Here is a 19,147-nt window from a genome sequence, read left to right on the forward strand (position 1 = left end):
GATACTGACTTGATAAGAAATTTATGTAGCTTTAGCCGTAACAATAAAAAGAATGAAACGATGAAGATATATTTTTCTGGATCAATCAGAGGAGGTAGAGATGATGCAAAGTTATATGCAGATATCATCGAACATATAAAACAATATGGAGAGGTATTAACTGAGCATATCGGACAAATGGATTTGCAAGAAAATGAAATCACAGATCGACAAATCCATGATCAGGACCTGAATTGGTTGATTGAATCTGATATCATTATTGCTGAAGTAACAGTTCCGTCTTTAGGAGTTGGGTATGAATTAGGTAGAGGTGTTGAAATGAAAAAGCCAACTTACTGTTTTCATAGAACCCCTCAAACTTCTGCGATGGTATCTGGATGTCCGGAAATCAAAACATATCACTACGAAAGTTTGGATGAGATTAAAGTATTAATCGATCAGATTTTTCAATAAAAATAAATCCCCTCTACCATACGATAGAGGGGATTTATTTTTTTATTGAGATGATTCTATTCTGCTTGACAAGATTCGAATGTCTTAGAACTGATGCTCCAAACGGTTTCTACTCTTCGCTGTTTCATAGATAAACCTCTTGTGTTAGAGTTGATACTGCCAAGTAAACTAGTTAATGGACTGTCTCCACCTCCTCTTGAAGCGGCTCTTACACCATCAACATTGAAGAGTTGCTCTGCATTAGGAATGGCTTCCTCAGAGGCTAATAAGAACATTTTATCAGATCCTGTACCTTCGATAGTAAAATCGATATACTGTCCTTCTAAGTTGACAGGGACAACATCTTTTGCGTAACCTTCTAATATATTATCAGACTTATTATCCGAGAAATTATAAGGTAATACTAATTGCATTCCACCGGCATCGTCTATAATAAATACATATAGGAACATATTTTTCTTTTTCCAGTTAGCATACAATGTTTCATTCTTTTTGAATGCTAATCTCATATTTTGACCTTCAAAGATTTTACCTTCTGATACTACTTCATTTTTATCAAGATTGATTAGACAAAGTTCGTAAGGGAAAGCCATGTTTGAAGGAGAGTTTAATGTCATCCATCTCTTTGCTGCTCCAATTTTTTGAGCTTGACTTTGTAATTCGTAAACAAAACGCTGTGACGATACAGTCATCGGGTCTGCATAATAAGGCAGGGTTTTCGTTTCACTAGACTGTGTATGTCCGGACTGAAGTACCCATGCATATTTTAGTTTTCCTTCGCTTTCAAAACCAGACAGAACATATGTAGCATCTAGAGGTGAAGTACTCAACTTTGTGGCAGACTCTTTTAATGAAGCAGAAAGGGCATTATATTTTTCAGATGATAACGGTAAGTTGATCAATAATTTTACACTTCCTTCACATTTAAGTTTATCAACACCTTTTTTAACTGAAGAAGAAGAGATTGATTTTCCTAAGTCTTCTTGTTGACCACAAGTGTTGGATAAAACCCAAGTGGAAGTGACATCATTAAATGCTAAAGTATGTGTACCGATCTCCCAAGGTTTAATTAATTGATACGAAGAAGATAGAGACATCAAGTCTTGACCTAACTTTGTTATTTGACTATCATTTAAGTCACTTTTAGCACTGTACACGACCAAGTTCGGAGCACTTTTATGAGCCCATACGCTTACTTCAAAAGCATCACCTTCTTTCACATCAGCAAGGTTACCTGTTTTTACTTTTGCATAGGAGTTAGTCATACCGTCTAATAGAGATACTTCTAACTCAATTCCTTTACTGTTTTTAAGGATAGTACCTTTCGTGATTTTCAATGCGGCTCCACCAAGCATCTTAATCTCACCGTTTGATTTATTGATTTTCTCAACGAAAAGTAAAGGGTTTTCAGAAGTAGCTACTTCTTCTCCAAACAATGAAGAAGCCATACGGTCTTCTTGCCCTTCGAAAGTAGGTGTTTGTACCTTACCATCGTATCTTAAAAGTGAACGAATTCTTTTTTCTAGTGTCGCTACATCTTCTTGAGCAGGTGATGCATTAATTGCTTTTAGGAAAGCATCAGTGAATGCACCTTGTGGAAGGCCTTCTTCATTTACTGTTTCAGAAGCCGTTTCATTATTTTGAGCTGCTGAAATAATTAATGCACCTTTTGTTGATGGAGGAGTAGTTCTAGGTACTTCCATCTTAATATCTGGAAACTTGTGATTTAAGCTTCTTGTTACAGGTGTTGCTGCTGTAACAGCATTTCTAGAGACCGAACCACTATGGCAGCTATCAAAAATAGCCGTTAGTTTTGCATTCTTATTTGTAACCGCTAATAGGTATTGGTTCAATTCTGTATCTAGAATATAACTTTGCTCTCCTTTATAAGCATCAGAAGGAACAATACATTCTTGAGTCTTGTCAGCTTCGAAGTGTTTACTATTGGCAACTTGAGAACCATGTCCTGCATAATATATAAACACGATATCTCCAGCTTTTGCACTTTTACCTAACCATTGGAAGGCTGATTTTAATCCCTCAGTAGTAGTTTCTTCAGGAGTATCTAACAACTTAATTTCATCAAATTGATATTTACATTGCAGCACATTGGCCATAGCATTAGCATCTCTAACAGCACCATTTAAGTTACGCCAAGTAAGAGTAGTATTGGTTGGTGTGTCAGGAACATATTTATCTATACCAATTACCAATGCAATTTTTTTTGCATGAGCTGTCTGGAAAGAAGACAATAATAGGATAAAGATGAGTATTGGGAATGTTTTTTTCATCTGAATAGGAATACAACAATAGTGTTAGAAATTGTTTGATACAGTAAAAATATAAAAAAATATAACACAGTCCATGTGAAAATCATTACAAATTGATTATTAAATCACTATGTATATTGAGATTTTTTATAAAATTACTATATTTGCTTGACATATTTTCAATAAATGTATAGTTATACTTGTTGAGAATCTAATTTTGTAGGAGTGCGAAAAGAGAAGTAAGATGATCTACTATAGTACTAAACGACAAGCCGAAGAGGCGAGCTTAAAGAAGGCTCTCTTTAAAGGACTGCCTGAAGATAATGGCCTATATATGCCTGAGACAATTGCAAAGTTACCTCAGGAGTTTTTTGATAATATTGAGACGTTATCATTCCAAGATATCGCTTTTGAAGTAGCTAATGCTCTTTTAAGCGAAGATGTACCTTCAGAGGAAATCAGAAAGATTGTTGATGAAGCAGTTAATTTTGATGCTCCAATCGTAAAGGTAGTGGATCAGATTTATTCATTAGAATTGTTCCATGGCCCAACTTTGGCCTTCAAAGATTTTGGAGCGCGTTTTATGGCCCGTCTAATGTCTTACTTCTTAGAGAAAGGGGAAAGATTACATATTCTAGTAGCAACATCTGGAGATACAGGTAGTGCTGTAGCACAAGGTTTCTTTGGTGTAGAAGGCATTCAAGTAACTATCCTTTATCCTAAAGGAAAAGTAAGCCCAATTCAAGAGCAACAACTTACGACTAACGGTGGTAATATTAAAGCTGTTGAAATTGAAGGTACTTTTGATGATTGCCAGAAATTAGTGAAAGAAGCATTTCTTGATGAAGAATTAAGTGATGCGTTGAATCTTACTTCTGCTAACTCAATCAACATTAGCCGTCTAATTCCTCAATCTTTCTATTATTTCAATGCATTTGCACAATTAAAGAGAGAAGGGTATAAAAAAGTAGTATTCTGTACGCCATCGGGTAACTTCGGTAACTTATGTGGTGGTATTATAGCAAATAAAATGGGCTTGAAAGTGGAAAACTTTATCGCAGCAACTAATGCGAACAAAGTAGTTCCTGTATACCTTAAAACTGAGGTATTCCAACCTCGTCCATCTTTATCTACAATTTCTAATGCGATGGATGTGGGTAACCCATCAAACTTCCCTCGTTTATTAGAATTGAATGATAATTCTTTCGAGAAACTAAAGAAAAAAGTAACAGGAACTTATTTCACTGATGAAGAAACTCGTCAGACAATGAAAGAAGTTTATGATGAGTCAGGATATGTATTATGTCCACACTCAGCTATCGGTTACCAAGCAGTTAAAGATTACTTTGATAAGGAAGATCTTGGTAAGAAAACTGCAGGTGTATTCTTAGCTACGGCTCACCCTGTGAAATTTGTTGAAGTAGTAGAGCCTGTAATTAATCAAAAATTAGAGATCCCTACACGTCTTCAAGAAATTATTGATAGACCAAAAAAGGCTACACTTTTACCTGCTGACTTTAAACAATTTAAGAAGTATCTATTAGCAGAAGTAGAAGCTACAGTATAGATATTATACATTTACTCACATCTATTTTTTCAACTCCTTTTCTGGTTTTACTAGAGAAGGAGTTTTTGTTTTATATGATATCTATGAAAGAAAATAAATCGAATTGATTAACTTGTTTATTCAACAACGCCTAATACGATTAATACAACCGCATGCTGATTGAAATCAAAAACAGAAAAACTTGGATTGAAGAAATTGCTGAATTTTTAGAAGTTCCATTGGAAGAGGACTCGAAAAAAATTGTTGTTGACAATGATTTGGTCAATGGTACTTTCGAAGTTATTGAGATTGAAAAAGGCCTTTTTGTACGATACTCTGACTTTACCTTAAAAAAAGAACTATACTTCAAAGAATTAGGCGCATCAGAAAAGCAGGATATGATCCTTGATTTTACTTTTCAAGGTTACCCTGATGGGACCATCATTACTGAATATCCAGACAACACTGTATCTGATGAAAAACACATTTTAATCTACTCGGGGAATTCTACGATTGTAGCTCGTTTTCCTATTAATCGACATTCTACCTTTATCTCTATTTTAATGTCGTATGAATGGCTAAATAAAAACTTTACTGATTTCTTTAATAAATACCCCAATATAGATGTGGGTTTGGAGACCGATAGAGTATTTCTCAAAAAGATGAAGTATGGATATGCCTTTGAATTTACATTAGAGCAGTTAATGTCTAGGTCATATTCTGAAGAATTAAGAAGCCCAGTATATAAAGGTGTCGTTCTCATGATTGTTGCTGAAGTGATGATGAGAATTCATGACGATAAGAAAAATAAATTCTTATTTGATTCTGATACGCAATACGAATTAGACAACTTAGAATCCTATATCAAACTGAACTTAGACTCAGATATAACTATAGATCAGCTGTGTAAAAAAATAGGCTACTCAAAAACGAAACTTCATAATATGTTTAAGAGCTATTTCAATTATTCAGTGTATGATTATATCAAACAACTTCGACTATCTAAAGCAAAATCATTATTACTTACTACTGACCTAAATGTATCTGAAGTTGCAAATAAAGTGGGCTATACCTCAGTACCACATTTCACGAATTTGTTCAAAAAAGAGGTTGGTTTAACTCCGAATCAATATAGAAAAGGAGACGATCGCAATATAAACTCGTAATTTTTATCTGTTTCTACTATCTGTTCGTTGTTGTAACAAAGAAAATTTTAAATATTAAAATTGATGTATGGTAATGAAATGCTCTATTTTTTTAGTTTAGTGACAATCATTACCGTTTTAACCTTGAAATTCAGTCGTTTCGGTGACTTAAATCAATAATAAACTTAAGTGACTGTGAATAATATTCAAGTGAACGATCGCATAATATTTTATGTATTTTTGAATAATTATTTTGGTTAACTATAAACTATATTTGACGTATCAATAATTACAAAGCTCTTAATCAGATACTTGCTTTGTATTTGATAGAAGTAGTTTGTGGGTAATCAAAAAGTTTTCCTTGTACGAATCTTTAACTCACAGATAACTACCAAATGATTGATTTTACAATCATACTACTTTGTTACTATCGATTTGATCTAAAGATTTAAACAGTACTTTGAAAATGAAAAGAAGAATTTCCTTATCCTTTATCTTCATGATGTATGTGTTGATGACTTTACCAACAAATGCATCTGCTATGATTAGTCCAGAGAAAGTGAATACTGCGGCGGATATCATGTCTTGGGTTGTTATTTGTGTAGTTCCAGTAGTTGGAGCTTGGGCATTCTGGAAAATTCATGTAATTCCAGAAGTAATTGCTAAAAAGAGAAATCATCCTCAAGCAGATTCTATTCACATGATGTGTTTATTATCATTAATTATGGGTGGTATGCTTTGGCCTGTCGCTTTGATTTGGTCATACTCTAATCCAGTTCATTTACATGTAACTGAAAAGCAAGCTTTTGGTGAAGAATCTGACGATGAAAGTTCAGAAGAGAAAGAATCAGAAGTTGCTTAATTAAAAACATCAATTGCTATCAAAAATCACTACAAATAGATAAAGAAAATTACTCATGGTAGATTTAATATTAATTGTTTATTGCCTAATTGTTTGGTTAGTATTTATCAAATTCAAACTATTAGCTTGGAATACTACATCTAAAATTATTGTATTTATTATTCCAGTAGTTGGAATCTCAGCTTTAGTATTAGCTATGAACGTATATATGCCTTCGTCAGATGACGTTCGAGTATATAATAAAACGGTTCAAGTAAAATCTAATGTTAGAGGTAGAGTACAAGATGTTCTTGTACAGGAAAACTCTAGAGTAAATAAAGGAGATACACTATTCGTTATAGAACAAGCTCCATTTATCTCTCAGATTGAAGGATTGAAAGCTTCTATCGAGAAAGCAAAAGCAGCGGTTAGCGTTCAATATAAGAATGTAGATGCTGTAAGAGCCAATAGAAAAGCTGTTGAAGCACAGTTGGAATTACAAAGAAAACGTGAGCAACAGTTCCAAGAATTGGTTGATGCGAATGCAGGTAACCGTTTCGATTTAGAACAAGCTCAAAACAATGTAAAGCAGTTAGAGGCTCAATTAATGCAATTGAGAGCTCAAGAGGCATCTATTTTAGCAACAATCAAAGCAGAGTACAATGGAGAGCAAGTTTCTGTTGCGGAGTTGGTAGCTAAATTAGAAAAAGCAGAATGGGATTTAGATCAAACTGTAATTAAAGCTTCTATCGATGGTACTGTAGTTAACTTACAGTTACGTCCAGGTGCTATGGCTTTACCTTTAACAGACTTAATGACTTTAGTAGAAGGTCGTCAAAATATTATTGCCTCATTTGATCAAAATGAGTTGCATAAAATGGCAGAAGGAAATGAAGTAGATCTAACATTTGCTACTCGTCCTGGTGAAATTATCCCAGGTAAAATTGAATCTATCGTTTGGGCATCAAGTAGAGGTCAATTATTGCCAACAGGTAAGCTACCAACTGCTGATCAAGGTATTCAAAAGCAAGGAAAGTATTTAGTAAAATTCTCAACAAAAGAAGATTACAATATTCCTATGGGTGCAAATGGATCAGTTGCCGTTTATACATCAACCACAGAACCATTCTACATCATTCGTAAAGTAATGATTCGTTTATCAGCGAAATTCAATTACTTAATCTTAAAAGCTCACTAAAATTTAAGGGTTGTAGAAATGAAAAAGGTATTTTATAAAATTGGCCTTACACTAACTGCTGCGATTGCTTTTAGTGGATGTGTCAAACTCAAAGATGCTCCGACTTCGGCGGAGATGAAGGAAGATAATACTGCTTTGGATAATATGCAGATCCCTAATGAATGGGCGATGCAAGAAATGGACTCCGCAGCAATTGATCTTTCTTGGGTAAAAGAATGGGAAACAGATGCTATTGATGCATTAATCGCTGAGGCTTGTTTATACAATGCAGATATTCAGGTAGCTGCTTCTCGAATCGAACAAGCCAACCAAGGGTTAAAATTATCGAAATCCAGAATGAAACCTCAAGTAGGAATTGGGGCTTCTGGAGGATATGCACCAGTGACGAACACAGCGGCTCCAAGTTATGGTATGCTAAATGCGTCTTGGGAAATGGACCTTTGGGGAAAGTTAAGATATGGCAATGAGAAAGCACAGAATATGATTTACTCAGCTGAATATGCTGATAAGAAACTTCGTCAAGTGCTTTCTGCTTCAATTGCAAGAGCATATTATACTGCGGTTTTCATTAAAGAGCAAAAGGAACTATTAAATCAGGCAATCGAAGCAACTAATGAAATGGCTACACTCAATGAAGCCAGAGTAAAAATTGGTGTTGCTAAAGAATCTGATGTTCTTCAAATGAACGCTCAAGAAGCAAAGTTCAAAGAACAATTAGTATATCTCGATCAAAAGGAAAGAGATGTAAAGCGTTCTATTGAGTTATTAATGGGTAGATATCCTAAAGGTGAAATTGAAGTAGCAGCTGAGTTGATAAACTTAAATTCTACAATGCCTGAAAGTTTACCATTAAGTATGCTTGAGAATCGTCCAGAAATTATGATTTCACAATATGCTGTAGAGAATGCATTCTATGATAAGAAAATAGCAGAAGCTTCTAGATGGCCGTCAGTTAGCCTTGATTTGAGCTTTGGTGGAGTGAATTCGATATTACAATCTATGTGGTCACTTTCAAATCCAATATTATCCATTGGAGGTAGCTTAACAACACCAATTTTTACAGGTGGAGCTATAAAAGCTAATATTGCGATTCAAAACGAAGCACAAAAACAAGCGGTATTATATTACGCGAAGTCTTATTTAAATGCTTTAAGTGAAATTGAGACCAACTTGAACGGTATTAATGCTGTTGAAGGAAGATTTGAACAATCTAATGTTGCTTTAAAGAATTTAAAACGTACTTATGAGTTATCTGAACTTCAGTACAAAGTGGGTAACGAGAATATGTTTACGTTATTACAAAAGCAACTTCAACTGCTCAATGAAGGAACAAATCAGTTAGACTTAAGGTTTGAGAAGATCAACCAGCGAATTAGCTTATACATGGCCCTTGGTGGTGATTATGTAGGAGCAGAAAAACAATAATAATTTGAATAATCTATTATAACTAAACAACCATAATTTACACTCGTTCATCCATGGTTTAGTTATAAAAAAATAGCCTCTAGGTGTTGTTTCACCAAGAGGCTATTTTTGTTCCTTTTAATTAAGGATTATAAATTGTTCAATACAAACTCAGTCATTTGAGTGTATAAGTGATGTCTTGTATTACCACCATAAATACCGTGATTACGGTTAGGGTAATAGAACTCTCTAAATTGCTTACCCGCTTTTATTAAAGCATTCGATAAATCAATCGCATTCTGAACATGTACATTATCATCACCTGTACCATGGATCAGGAAGTATTTACCTTTTAGGCCATCAACATGATGAATTGGAGAGTTGTCGTCATATCCTGAAGCGTTATCTTGAGGAAGACCTTGGAAACGCTCAGTATAGATAGTATCATAATATCTCCAGTTTGATACAGGAGCTACAGCGATTGCCATTTTAAATTGTTCTGGTCCTGTAAATAAACATAATGATGACATGTAACCACCAAAACTCCATCCCCAGATACCAATTCTACCTGCATCTACATAGTTTTGCTTTCCTAACCATTTAGCAGTTTGGATCTGATCGATAGCTTCGTATTTACCAAGTTGACCATAAGTAACATGTTTAAAGTCTTTACCTCTAGATCCTGTACCTCTAGGGTCTACAACGGCTACGATATATCCCTTCTGAGTGAGCATTTGATGCCAAGCGTAGTTTGAACCACCCCATGAGTTAGCCACTTGGTTAGAACCTGGACCACTATATTGGAACATTAATACTGGGTATTTTTTCTTCTCATCAAAGTCTGCAGGCTTTAACATGTATCCATAGAGTACTACATTTTCTTCAGTAGTGAATTCAAAATGCTCTTTTTTAACAAAACCGTATTCTTTGATTGTTTCTTTAAAGCTAGCATTGTCCTCTAAAACAGTAACTAAAGTATTCTTTTTCGTTTTATACAATGACGTAGTAGATACTTCAGCAGAACTACTATGAACAGCAATATAGTAGCTGAAGTCGTTACTCATATTTACTCTAGTCTGACCAGCTTTAGTCGATAGTCTGACTTTCTTTTTTCCAGCGATATCGATAGAGTAGAAATCACGATCTAATGGTGCAACTTCGTTAGAGATATAATAAATAACGGTTTTCTTACCATTTTCTTTAATACCAACCAAGTCAGTAACTTCCCAATCGCCTTTTGTGATTTGTCGTACTAACTTTCCTGTAATATCATATAAGTAGATGTGCTTGTATCCACTCTCTTCAGAAGTGTAAATAAAATGTTGACCATCTTTTAAATAAGTAAGATTATCGTTGTAGTCTAAGTCAACATAAGTTTTACTTTCTTCAGAAAGAACTACTTCGCTACTACCAGTTAATGCACTAGCATGTAAAATCTCCAATTTGTTTTGAAGACGGTTCATTCTTACGATAGATAAGATACCTGCATCTTGTGTCCATTGAATTCTTGGGATATAGATATCAGTTTCTTGTCCGATATCCATTTTTTGATGCTTATTATTTTCTAGGTTGACAACAGTTACTTTTACTACTGAGTTTTTCTCACCAGCCTTAGGGTACTTAAAGCGGTAATCTACAGGATAAAGTTGTCCCCATAATTGCATGTTGTATTCAGGAACTTCCGTTTCGTTGAATGATTGGTATGCAATTTTTTTACTGTCAGGAGACCATGTAAACGCTTTCGCCATTGAGAATTCTTCTTCATATACCCAATCAGCAGAACCATTAATAATATGGTTGAACTTCCCGTCAGTTGTTAATTGAGTTTCTTTCATTGTAGCCAAATCAACAACGAATAAGTTGTTTTCTCTCGCGAAAGCTACTTTTTTACCATCAGGAGATAACGTAGCGTATGACTGCTTTCCACCTTCAGATAATTTTTGAAGTTTCTTCGTTTCGAAGTTGTAGATGTAATATTCTGCTTTGAATGATCTTCTGTAGATCGATTCTCTTTCAGACATTAATAAGATCTGGCTTTCATCTGAGGAGAATGAATAGTCAGAAATTTTCACTTCTAATTGGTTGCCATCTAAGATAGTAGCTACTTCTTCACCAGTTGCTACATCATTTTTGATGATTTTATTGTCTTTAAGTTTAGAGTAGTACTGTCCTGTTTGCATCCAACGAACAGCTCTGACAGAGTTGGGATAAAATTTATACTCTGTCCAGATATTATCAAGAGTAATGTTTTTTGTTTGTGCATTTACAGATACAGCAATTAGCATAAGTAAACACCAAAATAAGTTGAACGTTTTCTTCATTATTTAGAATTTGCTTTGGTTCTATGAAAGACTTTCGATTTCGAATTCCAAATAAAATAAAATGAAGGCATAAAAAAAACTTACAGCTTTTGATAAACTGTAAGTCTTAGTGTTAGGAGCAGTAATTTAGTAGGTTAAATGCTCCTGAGTTTCTTCATTTTGATCAGTTTTTTGAGACGTTTCTTGTTCATAATTTTCACCTTCCTGTGGAGGTAAACCACCATTTTGAATATGATAAAGTTCGTCTTCTAAGAAGTAGATATGATTTTGCATATCATCAAGCTTACGATTTTTATCATACACGGTCTTATGAAGCTTGTCAATATAACGTTGACTGTCTTGCAACATCTTTTTTAGCCTTCCCATGTAATCTTGATCCGGTTCATTCCAACCTTGATCAAGTAACGTAGTTTTTTTGCGGTTAAGTTCTGCTTGAGGAGAATTCTTCGGATATAGGTTTCCTAAATTTTTCATCATTAATTTAAAATAACACTTAGTTATAAGTAGTAAAAAAATCACATTTAATTATTGTGTCAAGAATCAACAATCTAGAGTAAAAATGTTAGTGGTATTTATTTTCAGTGAATAAATTATTTTTGAAACACGTTTGCCAATTCTTCATTTACAAAAATATGTACAGAATGTTTTTTTACAAATTTTTGCATTAGTTTTTATTATAAAATCTTAACATTTGAATTAAAAAATAACATTAAAAGACAAGTTGGGCAGAATTCCCAATTGGGAAACATCAGTGAGTATATATTCATAGCTGTTGTTGCCTACACTGGTTACTTGTCGTTCTTCTGTATTTTTCTGATTGTATAGATCATAAATCGTTAATACAACTTCTCCCTTTACTCTTCTTCCTAACTTAAAGTTATATTGAGAAGAAAAATCTAGTCGATGATACAAGGGAACATCGTAAGGAGTTGGGGCATTTAATGTATTTGAAGGAGCATTTTCTCTTGGATTATCAGGCATCGTTGGGATATCTACCAAGTTGTTGAAATCGTAGCTTACATCTTTTAATACCCAAGTTAAACCTACTTTCCACCTTTTTCTTTGATACATACTGGCTAATTGCAGAATATGTGTCTGCTTGCTTTCCGTTTCTTTAGGTGTGTATTGTTTATGGTATTGATTGTAGCCATAACTAACATAATTATACCATCTTTTATGGTTGAACTCATAGATGAAATCTAAGCCATAAGAATTCCCATCACCTACATATTTATGAAAGTAAACAGGGTTTCTAAAGATAAGGTCAGACATTTCTCCAGTACTTTGTTTTAAGTAACCTTCAATGTCAAAACTATGTCGATTTAAACTGGCTGTAAAACCTCCAATATAATGGTTGGAAGTAATTACAGGTACATTCACTTCATCAGAAATGATCCAGTAGGAGTCGTAAGTTAACTCATCTGATAACTCTCTGATAAATTGATAGTATCTTCCGGCAGAAAATTTAACGTTGAACTTTCCTTTTTGGTCTATTGGTAAATTACCTTGGATTCTTGGTGCTATATAAGGTTTTTGAGTAGGTTGATAATACCAAACTCTACTGCCTGCTGTTAATCTAAGTCTTCCTAAAGTAAGATTGTATTGTCCATATACACCTAATGTATTGGATTGTGATAAACTATCGACTTCATTTAAAAAAAATGAAGAAGGCTGACTCTCCTTAAAGACATTATAGTTGGTATAGATTGCACCAACATCTAAACTATTCTTACCAAAATAAATACTTTGGTCTGAATGTAAGCTAAAGTCTTGTACGTTTTGGTTGGATGCCTGTGTTTTTCGAATAGGCCTTCTCGAAGACGAATCTTTTAAGTGATATACTTTATAGCTTGTTCTATCATTCTGAGAATAGGTTGCATATACATGTGATGACCATTTCTCGAATTCACCTTTCCAGTTTAACGAAAATGCATTGTTAGTCCATGACCGATCATCCGAGTTCGTCGGTGAAGGTCTTTGAGCTGGTGCATTAGGCCTAGAAGGATTTGTAGGTGGGTTCTTTGGGACTAAATTATAGGAAGTAGAATAATTATCTTGAGAATTAAGGTAGCTTAATGAAAGCTTATTGAAATCGTTTAATTGATAGACAATCTTAGCATTGGCATCATGATAATTGATGTCTGGAGTGATGGTCTGTTGATAAATATTGTCTGGTGCATCATCAGAATTATCAATTTCTGTTTCAGCAGCTCTATCGTATAGATATTTTTCAACAGCCCCATGATACTGTCTAAAAGTACCATATACTGCCAATTTTCCTCTAACAATCGGCAGAGATAAATATCCTTTATAACCTAATAAACTTACCCCAACATTTCCTTCCATATAGTTTAATGGTGGGTCTTTTAAACCTATATCTAAAATACTAGATACCCTTGCTCCGTAAAGACAATCATAACCACCAGCATATAAAGTGGCCGAAGAAGTAATATCAGGGTTGATCACATTTTCTAAACCAAAATAATGATCCAACTGATACATGGGATAGTTATCTATTAATGTAAGGTTCTGGTCTGTTTCCCCGCCTCGCACTTGCATGGCTGATGAAAAACCTGTGGTACTTACACTCGGTAATAACTTTACCGCATAATAGATATTTTCAGTACTTGATATCGGTAGGTTACCAATACCTGAGTTTTTGACATTTTTACCTTGACTCTCCGACTGATTGATGGTTGCAACTTCATTCAGCTGCTTTTCATAAACTAATTCAGGTAGTTCTTCAACATTGCGGGATAACTGAATGACTACTGTAGTATCTAATGGCAAATCAGCAAAAGCAAGCCCAACTGGGTTGTACCCTAAAAAATTAAAGCGAAGAGATTCTTGATTATTGCCTGTGATAGACAATTGGAATGAGCCATCGTTTTTAGTAGAAGCATGTTTGTTTCCCATGATGATACTCGCATAAGGCATCGGGTTTCCCTCTTCATCGATGACTACTCCATTTATTTTTTTCTTTGGAAATTGTGGCTTTTTGATGACAATAAATTCTTCATCAACGATTTCGTATGATAGAGAATAACCTGATAATATTTGTGTTAATGCAGTATGTAGGTCTGCATTTTTTAATGTTGCTGAAACAAATTTATTATCTACAGATTTTTCACTGTAAGATAAAAACACATGAAAAGTAGACTCTACCTGTTTTAATGCTTCTTTTATAGGAGCATGATTATAAGTAGTGTTTAATCTATTTTCCTGTGCATAGGTGAAGAGTGTATAGAGCAGTAGGAAAGTAGTAAGTAGATATTTTTTACAGAGAAATCTCAACCTCTTTATTTTTCTTGATATTGTAGTTAATGCCCATAGTTTTGGCAATTACTTCTAATGATGTTTCTAGAGATTTATTAGAAATAGTACCTGTAAAGCGCATAAATTGAATATCCTTGTTTTTATAAATCACACGGACATTGAACTGACGTTGGATTTCTTTAAATACTTCTTCAAGTGGTGAATCAGTATATTTAAATAGTCCTTTTTGCCAATTCGCCTGTTTACCTTCTTGTGTTCCTCTTACAAAGATACCGTTGATGTAGTCAACTTTTTGTCCTTTTGTAAGCGTTACAGTATTTCCATTTCTGTCCTCGACACTTACTTTACCAGTATAACAAGCCACTTCCCATTTATTATCTCTAGAATAGATATTAAAGCTTGTACCCAATACCGTTACTGCACCTTGTTCTGTTGATACTTGAAAAGTATTTCCTTTTTCAACTTGGAAGAAGGCTTCTCCTTTAAGTTCAATATATCTGCCTTCCTCATTGAAATCATCTTTATTATAAGCGATTGTAGATTCGGCATTCATATTAATAGTGGAACCGTCAGGCAGGGTAATATTTTTTGTTACTCCCTTATCTGCTACTTCGGTATGGTAAGCAGGTACAAAATTTCTGTAATAGAAAACAGCGATCAAACCCAATACAAGCATGGCAGCACCATACCTCCACCATTGAGGAGTGAATTTAACCTCTTTAGTTGTTGTCGTATTGATTTGGGAAGAAATGCTATCCCAAAGTTCTTTTTCTCTTTGAACAGAAAAGTAAGGTTCTTTTACTGTCGTTTTCTGTACAAACGCTTTTGCGTCTTGTATGATGTTTGACTCTTCAGGGTTTTCCTCAAGATACTTTTCCCAAACATCATTCAATGAATCATCTCCGAGTGCCCAGGCGCAGAAGTCTTTGTTTTCTATGTATTTTTTTAATGCAGACATCTTCTTATTCAGTTAAGTACATTCAGTAAAGTGATCTAAAAGTGATTTGTACTATATATTTGAGAAAAAACTTTCAATCATTTTTCCAACAACGAGTAGATTTAAGGAATCTCCCATATTAGATCGCATCTTTTTTAATGCAGATGCCTGTAAATTTCTAACAGATTGATTGCTAATATTCATTACTTCACTGACTTCTTCAGGAGAGAAGCCATTATAAAATCTTAAGTAGATGACTTCTTTCTGACGTCCAGATAAAGTTTCTAATGTTTTTAATAGCTTTTCCTTATTGATTTGATCAGTTTCAGAAGATATCATGGATTCCTCCATTGTGAAGGTAATATCAAAAGTATCTTCCACTTCTTCTGATGTAGATGTCTTACTGCCTTTTTTTACTTTTTCATAAATACTCCTTTTAAGAGAGACCATTAAATAGAGTTTTACATTATTGGTTTCTCCTAATGTTGATCTTTTCTCCCACAAGCGTAAGAATAGATCTTGCACACAGTCTTCTACCAATGCTGCATCTTGGCAGAAATGATAGCCATACTTATACAAAAGCTTAATGTATTGATCATAGAAATACTTTAATGCTTGTGCATCGTCTTCTTCTTTAAGCGATTTCCAATATTGAAGATCCTGTGTCATTTAAATGAATAAAGCTTAGCAAATAATTGAAGAGCTGTTGTAGTTGGATAAAAAATACTACTTGCTCAAGGAACATCCTTCTCTTGCTAAAATACTAATAAATAATATCATGAGAGTAAGATGTACAGTTTTGGAAGCAAAAATTCGACCCGATTCATAATGAACATAGATTTCAGCCTAATTTTTTAAGTTCCCAGAATAGATACTTTTTAAAAATAAATGAGAGTTTTTCGAATGTAAGAAAAATAAATTATCATTTTTTCAACAATAAAAGTTTCGTTTTTGATGCTGTTACGGCAGTTTTTAGAAAAAAATAAAAAAAAGTTGAAAAAAACTGAGTACAAAAAAAAGGTCTAATCCTTTATTGGAGTGAAACCGAAGATAAGTCTTCAACCAAAAAAAAATAAAGTACTTAATCAAAAACATTGTAACATGAAACTACAAAAAATTGCTCTTGTATTAACTGTTTTAGCTGCATCTGTAGCATGTACTACTGAAAACTCTGATGATCTATCAACTACACAAACATTAGAAGATGCAATTGCATCAGGTTCTAATTCAAGAAACTATGAAACAGTCGAAACCAATTTAGAAGTAAAAGACTATACAGATAATGTAATTTCTGATGCTACTGAAAGAGGTATGGACTACTCTTCTTCATCAAACATGAGAACTTCAGGCGAAGGAGGAGAAGAAGGAAAACAAAAAAGACCAAAACAACAAGGCGCTAAACGTTTCCATGTAAGAGATTATATCGATTGTGCTGATGTAACAACTACAGAAGATGGAGATACTAAAACTGTAGTGATCGACTTCAGTAGCGGAGCTTGTGAAAGCAAAGACGGTAGTGTAGTCGGAGGTTCAGTAACAGAAGTACATACTGTAACAGAAACAAGTATAGCTCACTCTACAACATTTGCTGATTTCTCAGAAAATGGTAAAGTAAAAAATGGTACTACTTCAGTATCTGGTAATGTTACTTTTGAAGAAGAAACTGAGGAAGGTAAGAAAGCGAGAATTGCTTCAGGTGATTTAGCTAAATCTGTGAACTTAACAATTGATTTCCCTGCTACGGATTCTACGGAAGCATATACAGAAACAATTGTTCGTTCTATCGATGAAGAAATTTTAGATGGTACTAAAACAGTAACAGGTTCTATGTCTGTAACAAGTACTGTTGATGGAGAAAGCTTCTCAACTGAAATTACAGAAGCATTAGTATACAACCCACAATGTGGAGAAGAAAAGCCAGTATTTGCTCCAATCTCAGGTGTTGAGGTAATGACAAAAGGAGACGAAACAATTACTGTAGATTACGGTGATGGCGAATGCGACTTCGAGGTGACAGTTACTTTAACAGACGGTACTTCAGAAGTAGTAGACTTAAAAGATGCTTACGATGTATACGGTTTCGTAGGAGTAAGCAAAGGAAGAAAAGCTAAGAAAGGTAGTAAAGGATCGAAATAAATTAAAGGTTGCTTTGTATTAAAAATATATAGTTAGTTAAGTTGGAAATACGTAATAACTACTTATTTGATTCGAGTAGATTCAATCAAGGTGATAGTGATACTGTCACCTTGATTTATTAAAGAAAAAAGGTTGATCTATTAGGGGTAGATCAACTTTTTTTTTGTCTTTACATCAATCAGATTACTATTTTTCTTTTAATCCGAATTTTGGGTCTACTTTTAATCTAAATGCAACGATTAAAGCTGGTATCCCAGAGATAACAACAAATAGGAAGAAATTAGTGTATCCTAGAAATTCTTGTAAATAACCACTGATCATCCCCGGTAACATCATACCTAAGGCCATAAAACCGGTACATAAAGCATAATGAGCTGTTTTATGATGTCCTTGAGAAACATATAACATATACATCATCAAGGCTGAAAACCCAAAACCATAGAAGAATTGCTCTACAGCAATCACGCCTCCAATAAAAATAAATGATTCAGCATGAAAGAAAGAAAGTAACCAATATCCTAAGTTGGGAATGTTGATGGATAATAACATTGGAATTAACCAAAACTTTAATCCTTTAGTGTAGATGGCAATTCCTCCAAGAACACCTCCAACAACTAAACAACCTAATCCAATAGTTCCATATAACCAACCTAGTTGTTCATTGTTGAGTCCTATGCCACCAACTTCAGTACTATCTAATAAGAATGGAGAAGCAATTTTTACCAATTGTGCTTCACCTAGTCGGTAGAGCAAAATAAAGGCTAGAATACTCCAGATGTCTTCTTTAACAAAGAAAGATAGGATAGGAGTGTTCATTTTATCTGGATCTTCTTTAATCTTTTTCTTTAATGTAATCATCAAATAAGCAATGACTACAGCTCCTAGGATAACGTAAGTCCAAGATGTTTCCCAACCTAAAAAAGAATTGATCAAAAAGCCAAATAAGAGAATTATCGATACTTGGCTAAACATAATACCAACTTCTCTCAACCCATGTGCTCTATCTTTTAGTGATCTAATGTTTTCTTTATTTGGAAGTATTAGTCTATGAAATAAACTAAAGCAGACCATTGCAGTAGCTAGGCCAAAAAATATAGTACTCCAAACAGATTTGTAATCTTCAAAAACTTCAAATAGGTAGCCACTTAATAAGACAACACCACCTTGTCCAGCCCACATTGCTAATCGGTAAAAAGTACTTCTGATACCAACAAAGAAGGCCTGTTGGTCACTTCGTAAACCAATCATATAAAAACCATCTGTGGCGATATCATTTGTAGCTGAAGTAAAAGCAATAATCCAGAAGCAGGCTAAAGTGTACCTGAAAAAATTATCTGTGGGTAACGTTAGAGCTACGGCGGCAAATACCCCACCGATCACTAGTTGCATAATAAAGATCCACCATTTTTTTGTTTGAAGTAGATCTACAATAGGGCTCCAAAAAGGTTTTATTACCCATGGTAAATACAACCATGATGTATATAAGGCAATTTCAATATTGCCCATCCCTAAGTTTTTATACATAATAACCGCAACAGTCATTACGATTGTGTAAGGTAGTCCTTCTACAAAATATAATGAAGGGAGCCATAACCAAGGGTTTCTCTCTTTTGCCATATA

At 34.2% G+C, this 19,147-nt stretch carries 14 protein-coding genes; 7 read left to right on the plus strand and 7 right to left on the minus strand.

The annotated features are described in order from the left end of the window. Positions 1-60 precede the first annotated feature (60 nt). A complete protein-coding gene (locus tag HGP29_RS00135; protein WP_168880287.1) occupies positions 61-453 on the plus strand; it encodes a nucleoside 2-deoxyribosyltransferase in 393 nt (130 codons plus the stop codon). A gap of 56 nt (positions 454-509) precedes the next feature. Here the strand turns inward: HGP29_RS00135 and HGP29_RS00140 are convergent, their stop codons facing one another. Next, on the minus strand, positions 510-2,744 hold the full coding sequence (locus HGP29_RS00140) for a caspase family protein (RefSeq protein ID WP_168880288.1): 2,235 nt from the start codon (positions 2,742-2,744) through the stop codon (positions 510-512). A gap of 223 nt (positions 2,745-2,967) precedes the next feature. Here HGP29_RS00140 and thrC point away from each other — a divergent pair, with 223 nt between their 5' ends. From thrC to HGP29_RS00165, 5 genes are all read left to right on the plus strand, one after another. Then, entirely contained in the window at positions 2,968-4,290 is a 1,323-nt protein-coding gene (gene thrC, locus HGP29_RS00145; RefSeq protein ID WP_168880289.1) for a threonine synthase, read from the plus strand. A 152-nt stretch (positions 4,291-4,442) separates the two neighbouring features. Continuing rightward, entirely contained in the window at positions 4,443-5,435 is a 993-nt protein-coding gene (locus tag HGP29_RS00150; RefSeq protein WP_168880290.1) for a helix-turn-helix domain-containing protein, read from the plus strand. 445 nt (positions 5,436-5,880) lie between these two features. Further along, positions 5,881-6,276: a DUF3302 domain-containing protein gene (locus tag HGP29_RS00155; protein WP_168880291.1), complete on the plus strand. Its 396-nt coding sequence runs from the start codon at positions 5,881-5,883 to the stop codon at positions 6,274-6,276. Positions 6,277-6,331: 55 nt separating this feature from the next. Next, on the plus strand, positions 6,332-7,453 hold the full coding sequence (locus HGP29_RS00160; RefSeq protein ID WP_168880292.1) for an HlyD family secretion protein: 1,122 nt from the start codon (positions 6,332-6,334) through the stop codon (positions 7,451-7,453). 18 nt (positions 7,454-7,471) lie between these two features. Beyond that, positions 7,472-8,878: a TolC family protein gene (locus tag HGP29_RS00165; RefSeq protein WP_168880293.1), complete on the plus strand. Its 1,407-nt coding sequence runs from the start codon at positions 7,472-7,474 to the stop codon at positions 8,876-8,878. 128 nt (positions 8,879-9,006) lie between these two features. Here the strand turns inward: HGP29_RS00165 and HGP29_RS00170 are convergent, their stop codons facing one another. The 5 genes from HGP29_RS00170 to HGP29_RS00190 all read right to left on the minus strand — a co-directional run bounded on the left by HGP29_RS00170 (position 9,007) and on the right by HGP29_RS00190 (position 16,060). Then, a complete protein-coding gene (locus HGP29_RS00170; RefSeq protein WP_168880294.1) occupies positions 9,007-11,178 on the minus strand; it encodes a S9 family peptidase in 2,172 nt (723 codons plus the stop codon). A 126-nt stretch (positions 11,179-11,304) separates the two neighbouring features. Continuing rightward, positions 11,305-11,655, minus strand: a complete 351-nt coding sequence (locus HGP29_RS00175) for a hypothetical protein (RefSeq protein ID WP_168880295.1) — start codon at positions 11,653-11,655, stop codon at positions 11,305-11,307. Between the two features lie 219 nt (positions 11,656-11,874). Continuing rightward, positions 11,875-14,472, minus strand: coding sequence for a carboxypeptidase-like regulatory domain-containing protein (locus tag HGP29_RS00180; RefSeq protein ID WP_168880296.1), 2,598 nt, complete (start codon positions 14,470-14,472; stop codon positions 11,875-11,877). Then, on the minus strand, positions 14,456-15,412 hold the full coding sequence (locus tag HGP29_RS00185; RefSeq protein ID WP_168880297.1) for a FecR family protein: 957 nt from the start codon (positions 15,410-15,412) through the stop codon (positions 14,456-14,458). Before HGP29_RS00185 ends, HGP29_RS00180 begins: the two co-directional genes overlap by 17 nt. A 51-nt stretch (positions 15,413-15,463) precedes the next feature. After that, positions 15,464-16,060: an RNA polymerase sigma factor gene (locus HGP29_RS00190; protein ID WP_168880298.1), complete on the minus strand. Its 597-nt coding sequence runs from the start codon at positions 16,058-16,060 to the stop codon at positions 15,464-15,466. A 432-nt stretch (positions 16,061-16,492) separates the two neighbouring features. On the opposite strand from HGP29_RS00190, the gene HGP29_RS00195 reads away from it, so the two are divergent. Beyond that, a complete protein-coding gene (locus HGP29_RS00195; protein ID WP_168880299.1) occupies positions 16,493-17,527 on the plus strand; it encodes a hypothetical protein in 1,035 nt (344 codons plus the stop codon). Positions 17,528-17,713: 186 nt separating this feature from the next. Here the strand turns inward: HGP29_RS00195 and HGP29_RS00200 are convergent, their stop codons facing one another. After that, entirely contained in the window at positions 17,714-19,144 is a 1,431-nt protein-coding gene (locus HGP29_RS00200) for an AmpG family muropeptide MFS transporter (protein ID WP_168880300.1), read from the minus strand. Positions 19,145-19,147: the final 3 nt, after the last annotated feature.

The sequence above is a fragment of the Flammeovirga agarivorans genome, from assembly GCF_012641475.1.
GTDB classification, from domain to species: Bacteria; Bacteroidota; Bacteroidia; order Cytophagales; family Flammeovirgaceae; genus Flammeovirga; species Flammeovirga agarivorans.